General features: G+C 36.8%; 14 protein-coding genes. 8 read left to right on the top strand and 6 right to left on the bottom strand.

Annotated elements, in window-relative coordinates; all coding sequences use genetic code 11:
* Positions 1–381 precede the first annotated feature (381 nt).
* Complete coding sequence (locus D7V20_RS16460) at positions 382–975, bottom strand: glutathione S-transferase family protein (RefSeq protein ID WP_120385155.1); 594 nt, start codon at positions 973–975, stop codon at positions 382–384.
* A 569-nt stretch (positions 976–1,544) separates the two neighbouring features.
* On the opposite strand from D7V20_RS16460, the gene D7V20_RS20415 reads away from it, so the two are divergent.
* On the top strand, positions 1,545–1,664 hold the full coding sequence (locus D7V20_RS20415; protein WP_235831660.1) for a helix-turn-helix domain-containing protein: 120 nt from the start codon (positions 1,545–1,547) through the stop codon (positions 1,662–1,664).
* 20 nt (positions 1,665–1,684) lie between these two features.
* Here the strand turns inward: D7V20_RS20415 and def are convergent, their stop codons facing one another.
* Positions 1,685–2,164 carry a peptide deformylase gene (gene def, locus D7V20_RS16445; protein WP_120385154.1) on the bottom strand — a complete coding sequence of 160 codons (480 nt, stop codon included), beginning with the start codon at positions 2,162–2,164 and terminating at the stop codon, positions 1,685–1,687.
* 226 nt (positions 2,165–2,390) lie between these two features.
* On the opposite strand from def, the gene D7V20_RS16440 reads away from it, so the two are divergent.
* Complete coding sequence (locus D7V20_RS16440; protein ID WP_120385153.1) at positions 2,391–2,594, top strand: amino acid transport protein; 204 nt, start codon at positions 2,391–2,393, stop codon at positions 2,592–2,594.
* A gap of 15 nt (positions 2,595–2,609) precedes the next feature.
* Here the strand turns inward: D7V20_RS16440 and D7V20_RS16435 are convergent, their stop codons facing one another.
* The gene (locus D7V20_RS16435) at positions 2,610–3,779 is read right to left on the bottom strand and encodes a GGDEF domain-containing protein (protein ID WP_120385152.1); all 1,170 of its coding nucleotides are present in this window, start codon (positions 3,777–3,779) and stop codon (positions 2,610–2,612) included.
* Positions 3,780–4,505: 726 nt separating this feature from the next.
* Here D7V20_RS16435 and D7V20_RS16430 point away from each other — a divergent pair.
* Positions 4,506–6,008, top strand: a complete 1,503-nt coding sequence (locus D7V20_RS16430; RefSeq protein WP_120385151.1) for an outer membrane protein transport protein — start codon at positions 4,506–4,508, stop codon at positions 6,006–6,008.
* A gap of 89 nt (positions 6,009–6,097) precedes the next feature.
* Here the strand turns inward: D7V20_RS16430 and D7V20_RS16425 are convergent, their stop codons facing one another.
* Positions 6,098–6,712 (bottom strand): carbonic anhydrase, encoded by a 615-nt coding sequence (locus D7V20_RS16425; protein ID WP_120385150.1) that lies wholly within the window; start codon positions 6,710–6,712, stop codon positions 6,098–6,100.
* A 326-nt stretch (positions 6,713–7,038) separates the two neighbouring features.
* Here D7V20_RS16425 and D7V20_RS16420 point away from each other — a divergent pair, with 326 nt between their 5' ends.
* Both D7V20_RS16420 and D7V20_RS16415 read left to right on the top strand, forming a co-directional pair.
* Entirely contained in the window at positions 7,039–8,073 is a 1,035-nt protein-coding gene (locus tag D7V20_RS16420; RefSeq protein WP_120385149.1) for an alpha/beta fold hydrolase, read from the top strand.
* Positions 8,074–8,083: 10 nt separating this feature from the next.
* Positions 8,084–9,094: a hypothetical protein gene (locus D7V20_RS16415; protein ID WP_120385148.1), complete on the top strand. Its 1,011-nt coding sequence runs from the start codon at positions 8,084–8,086 to the stop codon at positions 9,092–9,094.
* A gap of 30 nt (positions 9,095–9,124) precedes the next feature.
* On the opposite strand, the gene nfuA is transcribed toward D7V20_RS16415, so the two are convergent.
* Positions 9,125–9,763, bottom strand: coding sequence for a Fe-S biogenesis protein NfuA (gene nfuA / locus D7V20_RS16410; RefSeq protein ID WP_120385147.1), 639 nt, complete (start codon positions 9,761–9,763; stop codon positions 9,125–9,127).
* 370 nt (positions 9,764–10,133) lie between these two features.
* On the opposite strand from nfuA, the gene D7V20_RS16405 reads away from it, so the two are divergent.
* Positions 10,134–11,684 carry a hypothetical protein gene (locus D7V20_RS16405; protein WP_120385146.1) on the top strand — a complete coding sequence of 517 codons (1,551 nt, stop codon included), beginning with the start codon at positions 10,134–10,136 and terminating at the stop codon, positions 11,682–11,684.
* A gap of 96 nt (positions 11,685–11,780) precedes the next feature.
* On the opposite strand, the gene D7V20_RS16400 is transcribed toward D7V20_RS16405, so the two are convergent.
* On the bottom strand, positions 11,781–13,400 hold the full coding sequence (locus D7V20_RS16400) for an inorganic phosphate transporter (protein WP_120385145.1): 1,620 nt from the start codon (positions 13,398–13,400) through the stop codon (positions 11,781–11,783).
* 463 nt (positions 13,401–13,863) lie between these two features.
* Between D7V20_RS16400 and metH the strand changes: the two genes are divergently transcribed.
* Complete coding sequence (metH, locus tag D7V20_RS16395) at positions 13,864–17,553, top strand: methionine synthase (protein ID WP_120385144.1); 3,690 nt, start codon at positions 13,864–13,866, stop codon at positions 17,551–17,553.
* Between the two features lie 415 nt (positions 17,554–17,968).
* Positions 17,969–18,364, top strand: coding sequence for a PDDEXK-like family protein (locus D7V20_RS16390; RefSeq protein ID WP_120385143.1), 396 nt, complete (start codon positions 17,969–17,971; stop codon positions 18,362–18,364).
* Positions 18,365–18,520 lie beyond the last annotated feature (156 nt).

Here is an 18,520-nt window from a genome sequence, read left to right as displayed (position 1 = left end):
CGGGATACACAAAAAGAACAGAAATTAAACGCCGTCCTATAGCAGATATGACTTTAGCGAAGCCAAACCAACAGCATCATATAGAGAGCTTGAATAGATAGATTTACTCAAAGGGATACAATAGAAAACTGCAAATTCGCAAAGATTTCTAGGAGAATACTTAAAATAGTATCACCTAAAAATATAAAAATAGAGGAAATCTAAGATTAGATATTTTTTAATAAATCCAATTTTGTTATGAATAGTGTCTAAACCGAGCTGTAAGCATCTAAAAAAGCTAAGGCATTTGACTTATATTTAAGTGATCATGCCCAAACTTTTTTAGCGTGTTTGTTCATTAAATGAAAAGATGAATCTCCACATCGCAAGGCAAAAATGATTTTAAATACCTGGCATTGCTAAGAAACCATCTAAGGCTTTAATACTATTCATCCAACGATTGATATTTGTGTAATCTGACATATCAATACCGCCTTCATGTGCTAAAGCGATATATGGGAAAACAGCTATATCTGCAATGGTTGGACGCTTGGTTGCAAGCCATTCACGATGTTCAAGATGTTGATTAATAATTGTCAAAACTTTTGTTGATTTGGCCAATGCTAGATTTTTGTCTAATGAATAATTAAACAAATCGACTAACCGTGCTGAACAAGGTCCATGCTGAATTTCATTAGCAGCAGTAAATAACCATTGCGCCACTTCTGCTTGGAGATGTGGTGTTGTTGGCCACCATGCTTCACCTGCATATTTACCAGCTAAGTAAATGAGAATACTTTGAGAATCTCTCAAAATAATTTCCCCATCAATAAAAATAGGTAATTCACCAAAAGGGTTCAATGTTAGCAAAGGTTCTGCTTTATGTTCACCCTCTAGAAAATTAACAGGAATAATTTCTAAATCTAAATGAATCAAAGATGCAAATAAGCGTACTTTGTAACAGTTACCAGATAGTTCTAAATCATACAATTTCATTATATTTACTCAGTGCGATTGTGTTCTAAAGTTAATTGATTAAATTCAAGTACGTTACCATCAGGATCTCGAATAAAAAGTGCTGTACGTCATAGTCCAAGCGCTTTTGGTCCTTCTGAAATACAAATGCCGTTCTTAATGAACCACTGTTCTAATACCTGAATATTATCAATAATAAAAGCAGGATGTGTCATACCAGTAACTTAATCGATACTTCTAATAGAATATTTTTGAGTGTAAATGACTGGTTGTATTAAAATTAAATTAATCCTTACACCATCAACACTCATCATTTCATATGCTTCAAAATATGTAGTCTCAACAAAGCCTAATGATTGATAAAAATCTAAAGCTCATTGTTCTTGCTCACGCGAATTCCAACATGATCATATGCAAGTAATCTAATCGGGGCTTTACAAGAAAGTTGGCTCATTTCACACCCAGCTTCAAAAGCATGTATTTAATTATAATTATTTATTTGAAAAATATTAAGATATATCCAAAAATAAATCTTAAAAAAAGATGTAGAGTTAAGCAATGCATCAATTGAAAGCAATAAAATCTTTCACTTGTATTATTGGGCAAGGAAGTTTGCGAAAGCAGCAGCACTTCTCAATAGTTCACCATCATCCGTTGCTAGATTGTTAGCCGCTTTGGAAGAAAAATTAGGAATGCAATTGGTTAATTGAACCACACGATTTACAATAAGCTAAAGACGCTCTACAAATAATATGCCATCTAAATGATCAACTTCATGTTGAATGATTCGGGCAGGAAAACCACTAAACTCCTGTATGATCTTTTCACCATTTAAAGTCCAATATTGCACTGTTATATGCTCAGCTCTCTCAACCACCCCTCTTTCGTTTGGAACACTTAAACAGCCTTCCTCACCTAAAACGACTTGGGTTGATTTTTGAATGATCTCAGGATTAACCATCACAATTGCATCCATTTCAGGTGCATCTGGATATCTAGGATTTGCACGAGAAGCAACGATAATTATTCTTTTAGAGATATAAACTTGCGGTGCTGCAATTCCAACACCATTACGATTTAGCATGGTTAGATGCATCGCATGAGATAGCTCTTGGAGCCAAATGCTAGAAAATTCAGTTTCAGCTACGGGTGAAGAAACTAGACTTAAAATCGCTTCACCACGTTGGGCTACTGGCAAGATTGCTGACATTGTTATATTCCAAATCCGTATACATATAATTTATATGATTTCATCAAGGTACTGTTATAAATCATTGCCAAAGTGAACATTTAAAACCCAATTTCTTGACGCTAAAATTAAACCTAACCTTCATGTTATGATTAATAATACATTGCAATAAGCAATAGTATTCTAAAATTTAAGAAAATTTTAATCTTTAAAATTTATAAGCATTTAAAACATCAGGAGTCAAATCATGAACAGTGCCCAACTCCTCTTTGGTGTCCTTTTTGGATCTATTGGTTTAGGTTATTTTATCTATGGAAAAAAACAAAAAACTGTCGTCCCATTTATCGTTGGTATTCTACTCATGACCTATTCATATTTTATTGAAAATACTCTGCCTTTGGTTGGAGTGGGCGCATTTTTAACAGTCTTACCGTATTTTATCCGCTTATAAAAATAACAATTGGATTTACACGATTTCTAAATAATGTCTAACTTGATTACGCCCACTGCTTTTCGCAAGATATAAAGCTTGGTCGGCTAAACGGACAATATTTTCATGACTGTCGTCTTGATTTGCAACAGCGATACCTAAACTGGCAGTGATATGAATACTTAAACCGTTATGAACTTGGATTTGAGTCTTTTCAATTTGATAACGACAACGTTCGGCAACCTCTTTTACCACGTTTAAATCATCTTCATTTAAAATTAAAATAAATTCTTCACCACCAAAACGGCCAACCATATCTTTATAACGAATATTCTGGGCTAAAATTGATGCAACACGACGCAACACACGATCGCCAATGTCATGGCCATAATTATCATTAATTTTTTTAAAATGGTCTAAATCTAACAGTACTACCGCATAAGATTGTTCATGTTTATCTAAAAGTGAAAGTTTTTCAGAAATACTTCTTCTATTATAAACATTGGTTAACCCATCTTTTTCACTAATTTTTTTGATTTCTTGCTCTCTATTACGCCATTGATTGAGCAATATCTCGAATAGGCTGGTACAGATAACAAAGATAGGAAAATATAAAAAAGCCATACTTCCAACCCAGTACGTATTTTTATAAATATTACTTGAGTTTAATTGATCACTAAATACGGGTGCATAATCAATTTGATTGGTTGCACTTAAATAAATTAAGTAGAGTAAAACAACAGTTGAAGGGAAAATAACAATATAAATATATTTTCTTTCTATAAATAGAAAACCTAAAGAGACGATACTAATATATCCACCGATGGTTGTTGGACTGGTTATTCCTATCGAAAATGCCGCATGTATATATAATATGGTAAATATTGAAATAACCAACATCGGTGTGATTTGGTAAAGAAGTCTATTCTGACGATACTTATGCAAACCAAGCAAACTAACAAACGTGATTACAATAGTAATGCTAATTTCAACAATCCGTTGAAACATATAATCAGAATTAATCCACTCTTGAACTGATGGTGTCAAATAACTATAAACACACCATATCCACCAAACGATTTGATCTAATCCACTCAATAATAAAATCAATAAACTTTTATCGAATGCACTCCAATTCATCATCATCCCTTGTGGAACAATATTCAGCAGCTTTGCTTTGATGGATTGAGGAAAAGTCAGTTTCATAATTTTATATACTAATTTTTAAGGTCTTTATTCGATACGGATTAATATTAACATTTATATCTCTTTTTTATCGCATTTATTGATTTTTTCCTAGTAAAATTCGTACTTGAGTATAATTTTGTTCCTCATCAAAGCAATGCATATTCCCATAGAAAATTTATGTAATACAAATGGATAAAACTCAGATCTATATAAGCTTACTGGTCTTAACATGTGATCAATCCAAATAAAAACAATCTCAAGACCATTTTGTTAGATTTTTTTGCATCGTGAGTCAGCTATTAGTTCTCTTTATTCAATCCACATAGCCATATTACATATTAATGGTTTGGCTATGACTTGGCTCTATTTTAAACCATTTATTAATTTAATTAACTTAATTGTTTAAAATATTTACAATATAAAATTAATCAATTGAAAGCTTATATTTTTAGAACCAAGTTGAATCTTTCAAAAGCAATTTTTTATGTCATTTCATGATTCACATCACAAAAAACAATAACCAGTTCTCACATTTTATGACTGATTGATACTTTAGGACAAAATAATAAACTGATTAGTTCAATTTTTTTTGTTAATTCACTTGCTAGAGTATTTACTCTTAATTTTTATATGCTATTTTGTAAAAAGAAGTAACTTTGAGTTATTTTTAGACATTTAAATCGCTTCTAGCTTACTCATTAAGCGCTTCAAAATATTCATTTTATTATATTAGGGAAAAATTAAATGAAATTAAAAAATTTAACGATTGCACTGCTTGCAGCAACAGTACCAACGACAGGTGTGTTTGCAGCTGCATTAGACCGTTCAGGTCAATCTATTTCAGCATTTCTTCAACCAAACAACTATTTTGAAGCTGGAATTTCTGTTTTAGATCCAACTGTTGAAGGTAAGGAAGCTGGTTCAAGTCTAAGTCGTAATGACATCGGTGACATGGGTGATGACTATTATTTCCCATCAGCAGCAGTCAAACTTCAATTAACAGATAAAGTTTCATTCGGTCTTTTATATGACCAACCTTTTGGTGCAGATGCTGCTTATCATGGTGATAACGTATTTGTATCAAACTCAACAAATACTGTTTTACCTCCAGCGTCAATGGCTGCAATTCGTACAAGTACCATTGAAAGCACATTCAATGGATTATCTGCTCAACAACGTGTTGGTGCATATCTACAAACGCTACAGGTTGATCTAACAACTCCTGCAGGTCAAGAGCGATTAGCACGTACATTAGCAGCTTATAATGCAGATGCAACAACTAAAGCTGCGATTGATGCAGGCGTTAAACAAGGTGTGACTTCAAGAGTTGATGCTGGTCTTGCTCAAGTCAATTCAACACTCGGTAAAGGCAACACTAAAGTTGAAGTTGATACACAAAACATTTCTATGATTTTTGGGTTCCAACCAACGAAAAACGTGAATGTTTACGCAGGTGGTGTTTACCAAACCATTAAAGGTAACGTAAGCCTACGTGGTCAAGCATACAGCCTATACAATGGTTATGATGCAAGCATTAAAGAAACTGGTGGTACAGGTTGGTTAGCTGGTGCTGCATTCCAAATTCCTGAAATTGCATTAAAAGCATCTGTGACTTATCGTTCTGAAATCGATCATGATGTTGAAGTTGATGAATCACTTTCAGCACTTGGCGCTTTAGCATTATTACCAAATGGCGCTGCTGCTGTTGCTGATATTGCAAATGCAACAGGTAAAACAACGATTACTACACCTCAGTCTGTTAACCTTGATTTCCAAACAGGGATCATGGCGAATACCGTTGCTTTTGCTAACCTACGTTGGGTGAACTGGAAAGACTTCTCTATTCAACCATTGAAATTCGGTAAAGTTTCACAAGCTGTTGGTCCACTGGTTGGTCAAGCAAATGGCTTTAACTTAGTTGAATATTCAGATGATCAATACTCTGCAACTGTTGGTGTTGGCCGTAAGGTAAATGATCAATGGGCAGGTAACGTTTCTGTAGGTTGGGACTCTGGTGCAGGTAACCCTGTTACAACACTTGGTCCAACAGAAGGTTATTGGAACGTTGGTTTAGGTGTTCAATATAGCCCTACACCATCAACCTTTATTGCTGGCGGTGTTAAATACTTCTGGTTAGGCGATGCGAAAGCGCAAACTGGTGCTCAAGCAGGTACTGATGCCTATGTTGCAGAATTTGAAGACAACAATGCAATCGCTTATGGTTTAAAAATTGGTTATAAATTCTAAGCATTTATAGCAATAAAAAATCCCACAATGTTGTGGGATTTTTTATGTCTTAAGCATTTTAAAACAGATCTTAAATCTAATTTACAAGCTTAGAAATCGTAAAAAGAAACTTCACCTGTTTCAAGTGAATATTCAGCACCAACCACTTTTAACTTACCTTGTGCGATTAGATTTTCTAATACCGCTGAACCATGACGCAATTGATTTACAGATGCAAATACGTTCGATTTTACTGCATGCATACACAGCTTTTCTAAATCATCCTTTAACTCGGTTTGCATTAAGATTTCAACTGATGGACGTACACGATTTACAATCGACATCAAGTTTGCTGATGAAGGTGCATTTGGATTTTGAAGTGCTTCAATCGTCGAATGGATCGCTCCACAGTGGCTATGTCCAAGGACAACGACCAACGGACAACCAAAGCTTTCTGCGGCAAATTCAACGCTTCCAACTTGCGACGGAGCAACAATGTTGCCAGCAACGCGAATCACAAATAAATCACCAAAGCCCTGATCAAAAACCATTTCCGCAGGAACACGAGAATCAGAACAACCTAAAATAATTGCAAATGGTTCCTGACTATCAACCATTTCTGATCGCTGCTGATGCGTCAAAAATTTAGTCAGATTTGTTTCACCATGTGCAAAGCGTTGATTACCTTGTTTTAATCGTTCTAAAGCTTCTTGAGCAGTTAGCATGTGTATTTTTTTCCATTAAGTGGAGGTTGTATTTAATTCTAATGCTGCACAATACGAAAGTCACTGACTAAAAATAAACTCTGTTACAATTTTTGTTAAGTGATATTAACTTGATTAAAGCACATATTTTCAGTTTATATTGTCACTTATTTCTTAATAATTGCTGAGATTATCACAAAAAACCTTACAAATTCGCGTATTATATCGTTTCAGCTTTGGCAAAAAATATACAAATATAACCAATACGGCAAATGCTGAAAAAATTAAGATCATCAATAATACATTTGCTTTATATAATGGCAAGCCATTAGCAAGGAACCATGTGAATGTTTGAACTGTCCAATAAAAAATTTCTTCATCTTTTAAACAGTGTATTCATCAGTCTATCCACATTTGGACTGTTTACTTTTAGCAACCATACACTTGCTGCAAGTAATCCCCCTGAATATGTTGACTATTTAAAAATAGTACAAGAAGAACGTGCTTGGGCAGGATTAACATCAAAAACCTTACGTGTCGGCGACGTCGTTTGGTCGTATAGTGAAGGTGGTGATAAAAACAAACCAACGGTTTTACTCATTCACGGTTTGGCCAGTAGCCGTGACACATGGAACAATGTTGCAAAATCACTCACACCTTATTATCACGTTATTATTCCTGACCTACCTTCTGCGGGTAGTACACAAGTTCCTGAAAATTTTGATTTATCCGTTCCAAATGTCACAGAGCAACTTAGACGCTTTATTGAGACGGCACATATTCAAGATAATTTAAATATTGCAGGACACTCATTGGGTGGTACGGTAGCCATGTTCTATGCTGCTCAATATCCATTTGACACCAAAAGCTTGTTCCTCATGAGTACAGGTGGAATCTTTAAAAATAATAATACCAACTATTTAAAGAACCCAATTTATTTAAAACAATTACTGATTACTCAAAAAGGCGATTTAGATTTTGTAATGAAAAAGGTGATGTTCGATCAACCTTTTACAGCAAGTATTATTCGCAATGAGCAAGAAAAGCTATTTATTGCTAAAGCGCCAGATACAGCAAAAATCATCAATCAAATTGATGCACTAAATCGGCTTTATACTCCGACTACATTTACAACGATGGTTAAAAATATTGAAGCTCCAACACTCATCCTATGGGGAAATCAAGATCAAATCGTCAATGTTGATGTTGCAAATGAATTAAAATCAATTTTAAAACGACCTGAAGAGCCTGTTCTTTTAAATCGCGTGGGTCATATGCCACTTTTAGAAGCTCCAGAGCGTGTCGCTGATTACTATTTGAATTTTTTAAATAAAACTCAACCTTTAAAAAATCCCCTAGCCGATCAGAAAATGTATAAATAGAGCTTATAGAATGAAAAACAATCTTGTTGAACAACTCATTAATGCGCAACTCGCTTTTATCGATCAAGAATTTTCACAGTCTGAAACAATTAAAATTGAATTTACTGAATTTTATCATTGGTTTAGAAAACACACCTTAAAAGAAATTTGGTCTTTTGAATATATTCATCCACTCATTCAAAAGCAAATCCTCGCTACACCTGCAAGTCACTTTTTAATTGAACAAATTGCTGAACATATTCGTTTTGCATTGATTCACCCAAGTAATGATGACACGTTAATAGAAGATATTATCCCTGTGCTCACCATTGATAAAATTGCACAATATGTCGCGAGTAAATCTGGTCATCGCCAAGCTTTGATTAAGCGCATTGTAAATAATCCATCATTTTCAAGCATGCTAACACAACTGATTCATCATTCAATTCAAGATTATATTGATAATTCTATGGTGAATAAAAAAGTACCTGGCGTGGGTCGTTTTATGAAAATGGGGAAATCTGTATTGGAATCGGTGACCGACACCAATCTAGATGATACCGTTAAACATTATCTACAGAAAAATATCATCAAAATTAGTCAACTCAGCGAACAAGTGATTAACCAGCAATTTGATGATCATAAGCTCTATCATTTCCAAGCCAATCTTTGGCACAAAATCAAAAAAGTCCCGATTGGTGTATTACGCCAGTATATCGAAATCAATGATTTACCTAAAACTGTCGAAATGGGGCATGAAATTTGGGAACATATTCGTCAAACGGATTATTTAAAGAAGCAAGTTTATGATGGCATTTTTGCTTGGTATGTTCGCAATGAACAGCATCCTTTTGATCTTATTTTAAGAGATATCAATATTGATGAATCTTTGATTCAAAATGAATTACAGACATTGCTTGAACCTATTATTCAAAAAATGATGAGTTCAGAACATTTAAAATCACGTGCTCGTATTTATTTAGAAAAATTCTATTATTCAGATGAAACATTAAAAATCTTAGGGATAGAAAAAGGCGCATAAAGCGCCTTTATTCTTACTAAAATTGACCAATTATTTAAAGTAAGCTCCGTCAGCTTGACTATGGTCAGTTTGGTCAACAACACGCGCCAATTCAGGTACATGTTGTTTTAAAGTTGTTTCAACGCCTTGTTTTAAAGTGACATCAATTGCTGAACAACCTTGGCAACCACCACCAAATTTTAATACCGCAGTTAAACCATGTTCTTCATCTTCAACCACTTCTACCAATGCACAGTTACCACCATGCCCTGCAAGACCTGGGTTAATTTCGGCTTGAAGTACATAAGTGATTCGTTCTTCAATGGATGCATCAGGACCAACACGTGGTACTTTTGAATTTGGTGCACGGAAAGTTAACTGCCCACCAAAACGATCTTTATTGTAATCGATAACTGCATCTTTTAAATATGGAATAGACGGCGCATCAACAAATGCAGGGAAATCTGCATAATCTTGTCTATAATCTGTAGGTACAACTTCTTCAGGTGCACTATATGCCATACAACATTCGGCACGTGGAGTACCCGCATTTTCTACGAATACACGAACGCCAATTCCTGGAGTGTTTTGCTTCTCCAAAAGATCTTTTAAGTACTCTTGCGCATTTGGAGTAATCAATAAATTTGGAATTTCTTCTGCAACTGCAGTATTGGTGTTCTCAGTCGACATAACTCTATCCTCAAGCTGAAGTCGGTATTTTAACTGAAGATGGGGCTGAATGAATAAAAATCAACTAAAATTGTCGGAATTGTTATAAATCTATTGGATAATCAATAAATTAATAGCTTTCTTAAATTTTGAAATATTAGATGTCTAAGCAATTACCTTGCATGAAATGTATTTTTTGAAGAGCTTGAAAAAACGCTGTGCCCTTCATCATCAAAAAGAGGACTAAAATCTGTACGTTATTTTAGGACTCCACCCTAGTATAAATATTTCTCTGACAATTTTGGTAGATAATGCCACCCTATTCTTGAATCTGGCATGGATAATGTATACATCTGTATATTAATAGTGCATTAGAAGCGAGATATTTTGCATGTCCAGTTTAAGTGATGGTTTACAATTTCCAATTGATCCTGCAACCCAAAAATCGAGCTCCTCTAATGTAGGAAAAGAAATCGTAGCAGAAGCATTATCGACTGTTGACAATCAAACAGCGAAACAGGTTTTGAATGAAAAAAATTGGCGTAAAAATTATCCTATATATTTTAAAGCCTTAGTCGAAAATGGTATCAAGTCGGTAAACCACCCTATCACCATTGCCAAGCAAGGTTTACACAAAGCGCAGCATAGTTTTGACTTTTTTAGACATGGGCAACGTTATTCTTTAAAAGATGTAATGAATGTTCCAATCACCGAACATATTCAAACCATTACGCTTAAAGGTCATGCCCAAACTCAGCCTGAATGGTTTGTGCCTTATCATGGTCAAAACTTAAAAGGCGCAGCCTTACTCAAACAAATCCAAGTTTGGGAAGACACTGGCATTATTGAAAGCAGTCATGCGCAAGCCTTACGTGAAGCTATAGCACATCCTGAATGGTTTGACTTATCTGATCGAACAATGGTGCTCTTTGGTGCAGGTTCTGAAGCTGGCCCACTTACATGGTTATCCCAATGGAAAGCCAATATTATTGCTATTGATTTGCCAAATGAGCGAGTTTGGGAAAGAATTCTCAAAACTATCCAAGGTGGCAATGCCACGCTATACGCTCCTAGTTTTGGAAAAATTGATGATGTTCAAAATATTCAAGAACTTAAAACTAAATTAGGTGCAAATCTACTCACTCAAATCCCAGAAATTACCCAATGGTTATGTGACAATCCACATAAACTAGATTTAGCGTCTATTGCGTATTTGGATGGTGAAAAACATGTCCGTGTTTCCATGGCAATGGACAGTATTATGAGCCATATCAGTGAACAAAAACCTGATTCATCACTGATGTATATGTGTACTCCAACGGATGTATATGCTGTGCCTAAAGAAGTGATTTACGGTGCTACAGAAAAAAATCAGCAACGTTCAAAGCTTGAAACGCTTTTGAGTAAAAGCATTGCAACAGTTTCAATGCAGCACTTCTTTCAAAATAATGATCAACAGCTCATCCATTCAGACAATGGGCAAGCTTACGGCATTGCAGACTGCTTAGTTGTGGAACAAGGTCCAAATTACGCATTGGCAAAACGTATTCAACAATGGCGAGCGACTTTGGCACGACATGAAGGACAGCATGTCAGTATTAATATCGCCCCTTCCACAACAACGCATTCCGTCACGAAGAATCCGCTATTAAAAGCGGCATTTAATGGTGCAAGTTTATTTAATGTTGAAGCTTTTCACCCAGAAACCACCAATGCCATCATGGCTGCACTGTGGATTCATGATTTAAGAAACCCTGATTCTGTTTCTAATCCTAAAACTACAATGCTGCATCCATTAGAATTGATGATGGAAGGCGCCAACCATGGTGGTTTATGGCGTGTCGCTTACCTCGCGCGAACCGCTTTACCGTTTGCTGCAATCTATGGCTTTGCTACGGATAAATTACCCATCAAAAAAGTGTTCAAAAAACTCAAAAAGTAAGTTTTGGAATGAATTGAGATGTACAGAAAATACATACTCAAGCCAATAAAAAACGCTGCAATTGCAGCGTTTTTTATTTTTAAATTCAACCGAAAATTAGAATACTTTCAATAATAACCAATACAGCACACCCGACAAACAGATTGTTGCAGGAAGTGTAAAAATCCATGCTGAAAGAATCGTACGTACTGTCGCAAAATTTAGCCCAGTTTTATTTGCAACCATAGTCCCTGCTACCGCACTGTTCAATACATGTGTTGTAGAAACTGGCATACCAAAACCATCAGCAGCAGCGATTGTAGACATTGCAACTAACTCAGCAGACATCCCTTGACCATAAGTCATGTGATGTTTACCAATACGCTCACCAACAGTCACAACGATACGTTTCCAACCCACCATAGTGCCTAAACCCAATGCAAGTGCCACAGCTACTTTCACCCAATTCGGAATGTATTGAAGGAAAGAATCAAGGTTTTTACGATACGCTTTAACCGCTTTTTCCTGTGACTCGTTCATTTTTGGCAATTGATCTGTTTTTTCTAAACGTTTGAAAGCAGTCGTACTTAAGTACATATCATTGCGTAATGAAGAAACTTCAGCTTCAGGAATATCTTTTAGATTATCAAACTTAGCAACACGCTCACCTAAATGATCAGTCAAACTCGCCAAAGCAGGTACAACTTCGGGTGTAATTTCTTTGGTTTGAATATATTTCGTAATGGTTGTACGTGCTTGCTCATCTGAAATATTTGAATGCTCAGCATAAATGGCTGTCGCAGTTTGACCAGACAATTCAGAGAACGACTGCAAATGATGCTGATCTAAATTTTTATTTAAAGAATAAGCCAATGGAACCAAACCAATCAGAATGAGCATGATCAAACCCATCCCCTTTTGCCCATCGTTTGAACCATGTGCAAAACTTACACCGGTACAGGTGAAAATCAGAATTGCACGGATCAATGGTGGTGGTGGCTTATTGCCTTCTGGTGGTTGAAATAGTTCTAATTGTTTTCTAAATATTTTTTTCACAATTAAGAATACAATAGCTGCAAAAGCAAAACCAATTAAAGGTGAGAATAATAAAGCCTTACCCACTTTAATCACTTGGTCCATGTCTACACCGCTTGCACCACTCGATGAAAACAAAATGTAGTTCATGATACCTACACCTAAAATCGAGCCGATCAAGGTGTGAGAACTTGAAGCAGGAATCCCAAGGAACCATGTTCCCAAATTCCAAAGGATCGCAGCGATAAGCATGGCAAAAACCATGGCAAAACCAGCACCGCTTCCGACATTCATAATCAATTCAACAGGAAGCAATGCAATAATGCCGTATGCGACAGCACCACTTGCAACCATTACCCCAAGGAAATTACAAAAACCAGCCCACATTACAGCAACAGGTGCAGGTAATGCATTGGTATAAATCACCGTGGCTACAGCATTGGCTGTATCATGGAAACCATTTACAAACTCAAAACCTAAAGCGATAAACAATGCTGTCGCTAAAAGGATAACCGAATATAAGCTTAAAGGTGGAACATGTGCCAAATCTGCACTTAATTGCACACCAATATAGATCAGTGTTGCAACAATAATCGTCAAAAACACCGGCATAAAAAATTTAGGTGTTGGTACGTGTACATTCGTCGACTTTGCAGTGTGAGAATGTGCAGAATCTGAGACAGGAGGTAAATTCGAATTCATGCAGACGGTTAAGAGGATAATAAAATCCCCTTATTGTTCAATTTAATTGTGACAATTATATGACAAACAGCTGTAATAAATAGCGAATTTATTCACTATTTCATTCTTATTACAACCACTAAAATTAATCCTTAAAATATTTTTAATTTTTAAATTCAGAAACTTACCTCAATAAAACCCAAAACTTATTTACCAAATTATGACAATTTAGACTGTAATAATATTTGTAATATTTCAGACGAATATTACAGATAACCGCTATGTAACACAGATTTTGCCTTATTTTTATGACAAATTGATGAAAAAAAACACGCTACTTTTTATTTCAACTATATAAAAATGTTCAATTTAACAAATCAAACATTCCCATGAATAAAACGACATTGAAATTGGCTTTTGCAGTTTTCACTTAGAGTATCTGTTAATATATTGCACGTTTTGAAAAACTGTCTGAGAGTTTTGAATGTCGACACTTGCCACTTTAAAAGAACTTCTAGCCAAACGCATCCTCATCATCGATGGTGCGATGGGTACCATGATTCAACGTCATAAATTAGAAGAAGAAGATTATCGTGGTGAACGCTTTGCAGATTGGGCATCTGATCTTAAAGGTAATAACGACCTTTTGGTACTGACACAGCCTCAAATTATCCAAGGGATTCACGAGGCATATCTCGATGCAGGTGCAGATATCATTGAAACCAACAGCTTCAATGGTACACGTGTTTCGATGTCTGATTATCACATGGAAGATTTGGTCCATGAAATCAACTTTGAGGCCGCACGACTTGCCAAAGCAGCGTGTGAGAAATATTCAACACCTGAAAAACCACGTTTTGTCGCAGGTGTACTTGGTCCGACTTCACGCACCTGTTCAATCTCTCCAAATGTCAATGACCCTGCGTTTCGTAACATTACCTTTGACGAATTAAAAGAAAACTATATTGAAGCAACACATGCCTTAATCGAAGGTGGCGTAGACATTCTCTTAATCGAAACCGTGTTTGATACTCTGAACTGTAAAGCGGCTATTTTTGCGGTAAAAGAAGTCTTTAAGCACATTGGTTATGAATTACCACTCATGATTTCAGGTACGATTACCGATGCATCAGGTCGTACATTAACAGGACAAACAGCCGAAGCGTTCTGGAACTCTGTTCGTCATGGTGATTTATTGTCGATTGGTTTTAACTGTGCATTAGGCGCAGATGCGATGCGTCCCCACGTAAAAACCATCTCTGATGTTGCTGATGTGTTCATTTCTGCACATCCAAATGCTGGTTTACCTAATGCCTTTGGTGGGTATGATGAAACACCTGAAGAAACTGCTGCATTCTTAAAAGAGTTTGCGGAAAGTGGTTTAATCAATATTACAGGCGGTTGTTGTGGTACAACCCCCGATCATATTCGTGCCATTTATAATGCTGTTAAAGATATTGCACCACGCCAAATTCCTGAAACACGCCCTGCCTGCCGTTTAAGTGGTTTAGAGCCGTTTAACATTTATGATGATTCATTATTTGTAAATGTCGGCGAACGGACTAATGTGACAGGTTCGAAGAAATTCCTACGTTTAATTCGTGAAGAAAACTTTACCGAAGCTTTAGATGTTGCACTACAGCAAGTGGTTGCGGGTGCGCAAGTGATCGACATTAACATGGATGAAGGCATGCTCGATTCACAAGGTGCAATGGTGCACTTTTTGAATCTGATCGCCTCTGAACCTGAAATTTCGAAAGTCCCAATCATGATTGACTCGTCGAAGTGGGAAATCATTGAGGCAGGATTAAAATGCGTCCAAGGTAAACCGATTGTCAACTCGATTTCCTTAAAAGAAGGTTATGATGAGTTTGTTGAAAAGGCACGTTTATGCCGTCAGTACGGTGCTGCGATTATCGTCATGGCTTTTGATGAAACAGGCCAAGCCGATACTGCTGCACGTAAGCGTGAAATTTGTCAGCGTTCTTATGAAGTATTGGTGAATGATGTCGGCTTCCCTGCGGAAGACATCATCTTTGACCCGAACGTTTTTGCAGTCGCGACAGGTATTGAAGAACACAACAACTATGCTGTGGACTTTATTGAAGCAACAGGTTGGATCAAACAAAACTTGCCACATGCCATGATTTCAGGTGGTGTATCGAACGTTTCTTTCTCGTTCCGTGGCAATGAACCTGTCCGTGAAGCCATTCATTCCGTATTCTTATACCATGCCATCAAACAAGGCATGACCATGGGGATCGTCAACGCAGGTCAAATGGCGATTTATGATGATATTCCAAAAGAGCTGAAAGATGCGGTTGAAGATGTCATTCTCAATCAAAATCAGGGAACAAGTGGTCAAGATGCAACTGAAAAACTGCTTGAAGTTGCAGAACAATACCGTGGTCAAAGTGCTGCACAAAAACAAGTTGAAAACCTTGAGTGGCGTAATGATACGGTTGAAAAACGCCTTGAATATGCATTGGTCAAAGGTATCACCACCTTTATTGATGAAGATACCGAAGAAGCTCGCCTAAAAGCTAAACGTCCACTCGATGTGATTGAAGGTCCATTGATGGATGGCATGAACGTGGTCGGTGACTTATTCGGCTCAGGTAAAATGTTCTTACCTCAGGTGGTAAAATCTGCACGTGTGATGAAGCAGGCTGTGGCTTGGCTGAATCCATACATTGAAGCTGAAAAAACAGGCAGCCAATCCAAGGGTAAAGTATTGATGGCGACCGTAAAAGGTGACGTACACGATATTGGTAAAAATATCGTTGGTGTCGTTTTAGGTTGTAATGGCTATGACATTGTTGACCTTGGCGTGATGGTACCTGCGGAAAAAATCTTACAAACTGCGATTGATGAAAAAGTCGATATTATTGGCTTGTCAGGGTTAATTACCCCATCGTTGGATGAAATGGTGTTTGTCGCCAAAGAAATGCAACGTAAAGGCTTTAACATTCCATTATTAATTGGTGGAGCGACCACATCAAAAGCACACACGGCAGTGAAAATTGATCCGCAATATTCAAATGATGCCGTGATTTATGTTGCGGATGCTTCTCGTGCCGTAGGTGTTGCAACGACTTTGCTTTCACCTGAAATGAAGCCTGCCTTTGTCGCAGAACATCGTGCGGAATATGAAAAGGTACGTGAACGTATTGCCAATAAACAGCCTAAAGCAGCCAAACTGTCTTATGTTGAATCAATTGAAAATAGTTTAAATATTGATTTTGCAGCACATCCACCAGTAAAACCAAACTTTATTGGAATGCAAACTTTAACCAATTATCCGTTGGATGTTTTGGTGGACTATTTTGACTGGACACCCTTCTTTATTTCTTGGAGTTTGGCGGGTAAATTCCCGAAAATTTTACAAGATGAGGTGGTCGGTGAAGCGGCAACGGATTTGTATCATCAAGCTCAAGCGATGTTGAAAGACATTATTGACAATAAACGCTTCGATGCACGTGCAGTGTTTGGCATCTACCCTGCAAATCGTTCGGCGGCAGACTCGGTTGAAGTGTATACGGAAGATGGGCAATCTGTAACACATACCTTTAATCATATCCGCCAACAATCTGACAAAGTGACAGGTAAACCAAACTTATCATTGGCTGATTTTGTTGCGACGAAAGATCAAGCGAACGACTACTTGGGTGGTTTCACCGTTTCGATCTTTGGTGCAGAAGAAATGGCGAATGAGTTTAAAGCCAAAGGTGATGATTATTCTGCCATCCTTGCGCAATCTTTAGGTGATCGTTTTGCCGAAGCGTTTGCGGAACATTTGCATGAGCGTATTCGTAAAGAGTTTTGGGGCTATCAGGCCGATGAACAGCTCTCGAATGAAGAATTGATTAAAGAGAAGTATGTCGGTATTCGTCCTGCACCGGGCTACCCTGCATGCCCTGAACATTCAGAAAAAGCGGTGCTGTTTGATTGGTTAGGTTCGACCGATAAGATTGGTACGCAGTTAACCTCTAGTTTTGCGATGTGGCCACCTTCAAGTGTCAGTGGTTTTTATTATGCCAACCCGCAATCTGAATATTTTAATGTGGGTAAAATCGCTGGCGATCAGTTAGAAGATTATGCAAAACGTAAAAACTGGACTTTGGATGAAGCAAAGCGTTGGTTAGCGCCGAATTTGGATGATTCGGTTTCTTGAGTTTTTCTTTTTAAATCTCCCCTAACCCCTCTTTTAAAAAGAGGGGAACTTTCGCGTATCTAATGAATTACGTGACAGCACCTCCCTGAACGAGTTTTAAAGCACTGCTTTAAAATGAAGTGCAAGAAAGGGAGGTTGGGAGGGATTCCGAACTTGACAAATAATTTTAGATTAGATATTTTTAAATGAAATCAGACACTACAAACTCATAAGAGCTGAATATTGATGAAGATTAATATAGAGTAACTCTAATTAATCAGGGTTTGGTAACCGATATCAATTGGGCATTTTACAAAAGTAAATGCAGTAGTGCCTACGAATGAAAGCATGGTTTTATTCGTAGATAAGTCTATGCCATGTATCCGTAATCGATAGCCAAAGCGATCTACGGCATTTAAAACTTTAAGGAGTTTTTATGCCTGTTCGCCAAACTGCGCTTAAAGAACAAACACTTTCTCAATATAAAAATCATTCTTATGAATTTCTATTACTATCGTGGTTATTAAGTGCTGGCTGGGATGCAAGTATGCCCAGTCTAGATGTATATGCTAAAACTGATATTCAAATTTTAGATGGAAGAACTTTATACCGTATTCAAGTTAAAAGCTTAGATTCAGTTAATGATAACATTTTAGTCGAAAATAAATGGGATGATGCAGATATTGATTACGTTGTATATTTTTCAAGAAACGCTGAGTGGGGATACATCGTCCCAGCATTTAAAGAAAAAAAGCGAAATTTAAAAGCCAATAACCATTTACGCTTCCATCAACACCCCACTAACTTTCTAAAAGCCTTTGCTAAAATATAATCCCTCCTAACCTCCCTTTAAAAAGGGAGGAACTCCGCGAATCAATTCCATCATCAAATTCGCGGAAAGTCCCTCTTTTTCAAAAGTGAGAAACTATGTTTCGCAAGAGGGGGATTCCAATCGCTGGCGAATGATTTCATAAACCATTTCAACCAT

Origin of the sequence: Acinetobacter rongchengensis, assembly GCF_003611475.1 — a bacterium.
GTDB lineage: Bacteria > Pseudomonadota > Gammaproteobacteria > Pseudomonadales > Moraxellaceae > Acinetobacter > Acinetobacter rongchengensis.
Note: the sequence above shows the minus strand (reverse complement) of the source record. Positions and strands in the feature narration are given on the sequence as shown.

Bases quoted from the DNA above. Each gene is read 5' to 3' on its own strand.
- D7V20_RS16460 (WP_120385155.1), bottom strand. From the start codon at position 975: ATGAAATTGTATGATTTAGAACTATCTGGTAACTGTTACAAAGTACGC.
- def (WP_120385154.1), bottom strand. From the start codon at position 2,164: ATGTCAGCAATCTTGCCAGTAGCCCAACGTGGTGAAGCGATTTTAAGT.
- D7V20_RS16440 (WP_120385153.1), top strand. From the start codon at position 2,391: ATGAACAGTGCCCAACTCCTCTTTGGTGTCCTTTTTGGATCTATTGGT.
- D7V20_RS16435 (WP_120385152.1), bottom strand. From the start codon at position 3,779: ATGAAACTGACTTTTCCTCAATCCATCAAAGCAAAGCTGCTGAATATT.
- D7V20_RS16430 (WP_120385151.1), top strand. From the start codon at position 4,506: ATGAAATTAAAAAATTTAACGATTGCACTGCTTGCAGCAACAGTACCA.
- D7V20_RS16425 (WP_120385150.1), bottom strand. From the start codon at position 6,712: ATGCTAACTGCTCAAGAAGCTTTAGAACGATTAAAACAAGGTAATCAA.
- D7V20_RS16420 (WP_120385149.1), top strand. From the start codon at position 7,039: ATGTTTGAACTGTCCAATAAAAAATTTCTTCATCTTTTAAACAGTGTA.
- D7V20_RS16415 (WP_120385148.1), top strand. From the start codon at position 8,084: ATGAAAAACAATCTTGTTGAACAACTCATTAATGCGCAACTCGCTTTT.
- nfuA (WP_120385147.1), bottom strand. From the start codon at position 9,763: ATGTCGACTGAGAACACCAATACTGCAGTTGCAGAAGAAATTCCAAAT.
- D7V20_RS16405 (WP_120385146.1), top strand. From the start codon at position 10,134: ATGTCCAGTTTAAGTGATGGTTTACAATTTCCAATTGATCCTGCAACC.
- D7V20_RS16400 (WP_120385145.1), bottom strand. From the start codon at position 13,400: ATGAATTCGAATTTACCTCCTGTCTCAGATTCTGCACATTCTCACACT.
- metH (WP_120385144.1), top strand. From the start codon at position 13,864: ATGTCGACACTTGCCACTTTAAAAGAACTTCTAGCCAAACGCATCCTC.
- D7V20_RS16390 (WP_120385143.1), top strand. From the start codon at position 17,969: ATGCCTGTTCGCCAAACTGCGCTTAAAGAACAAACACTTTCTCAATAT.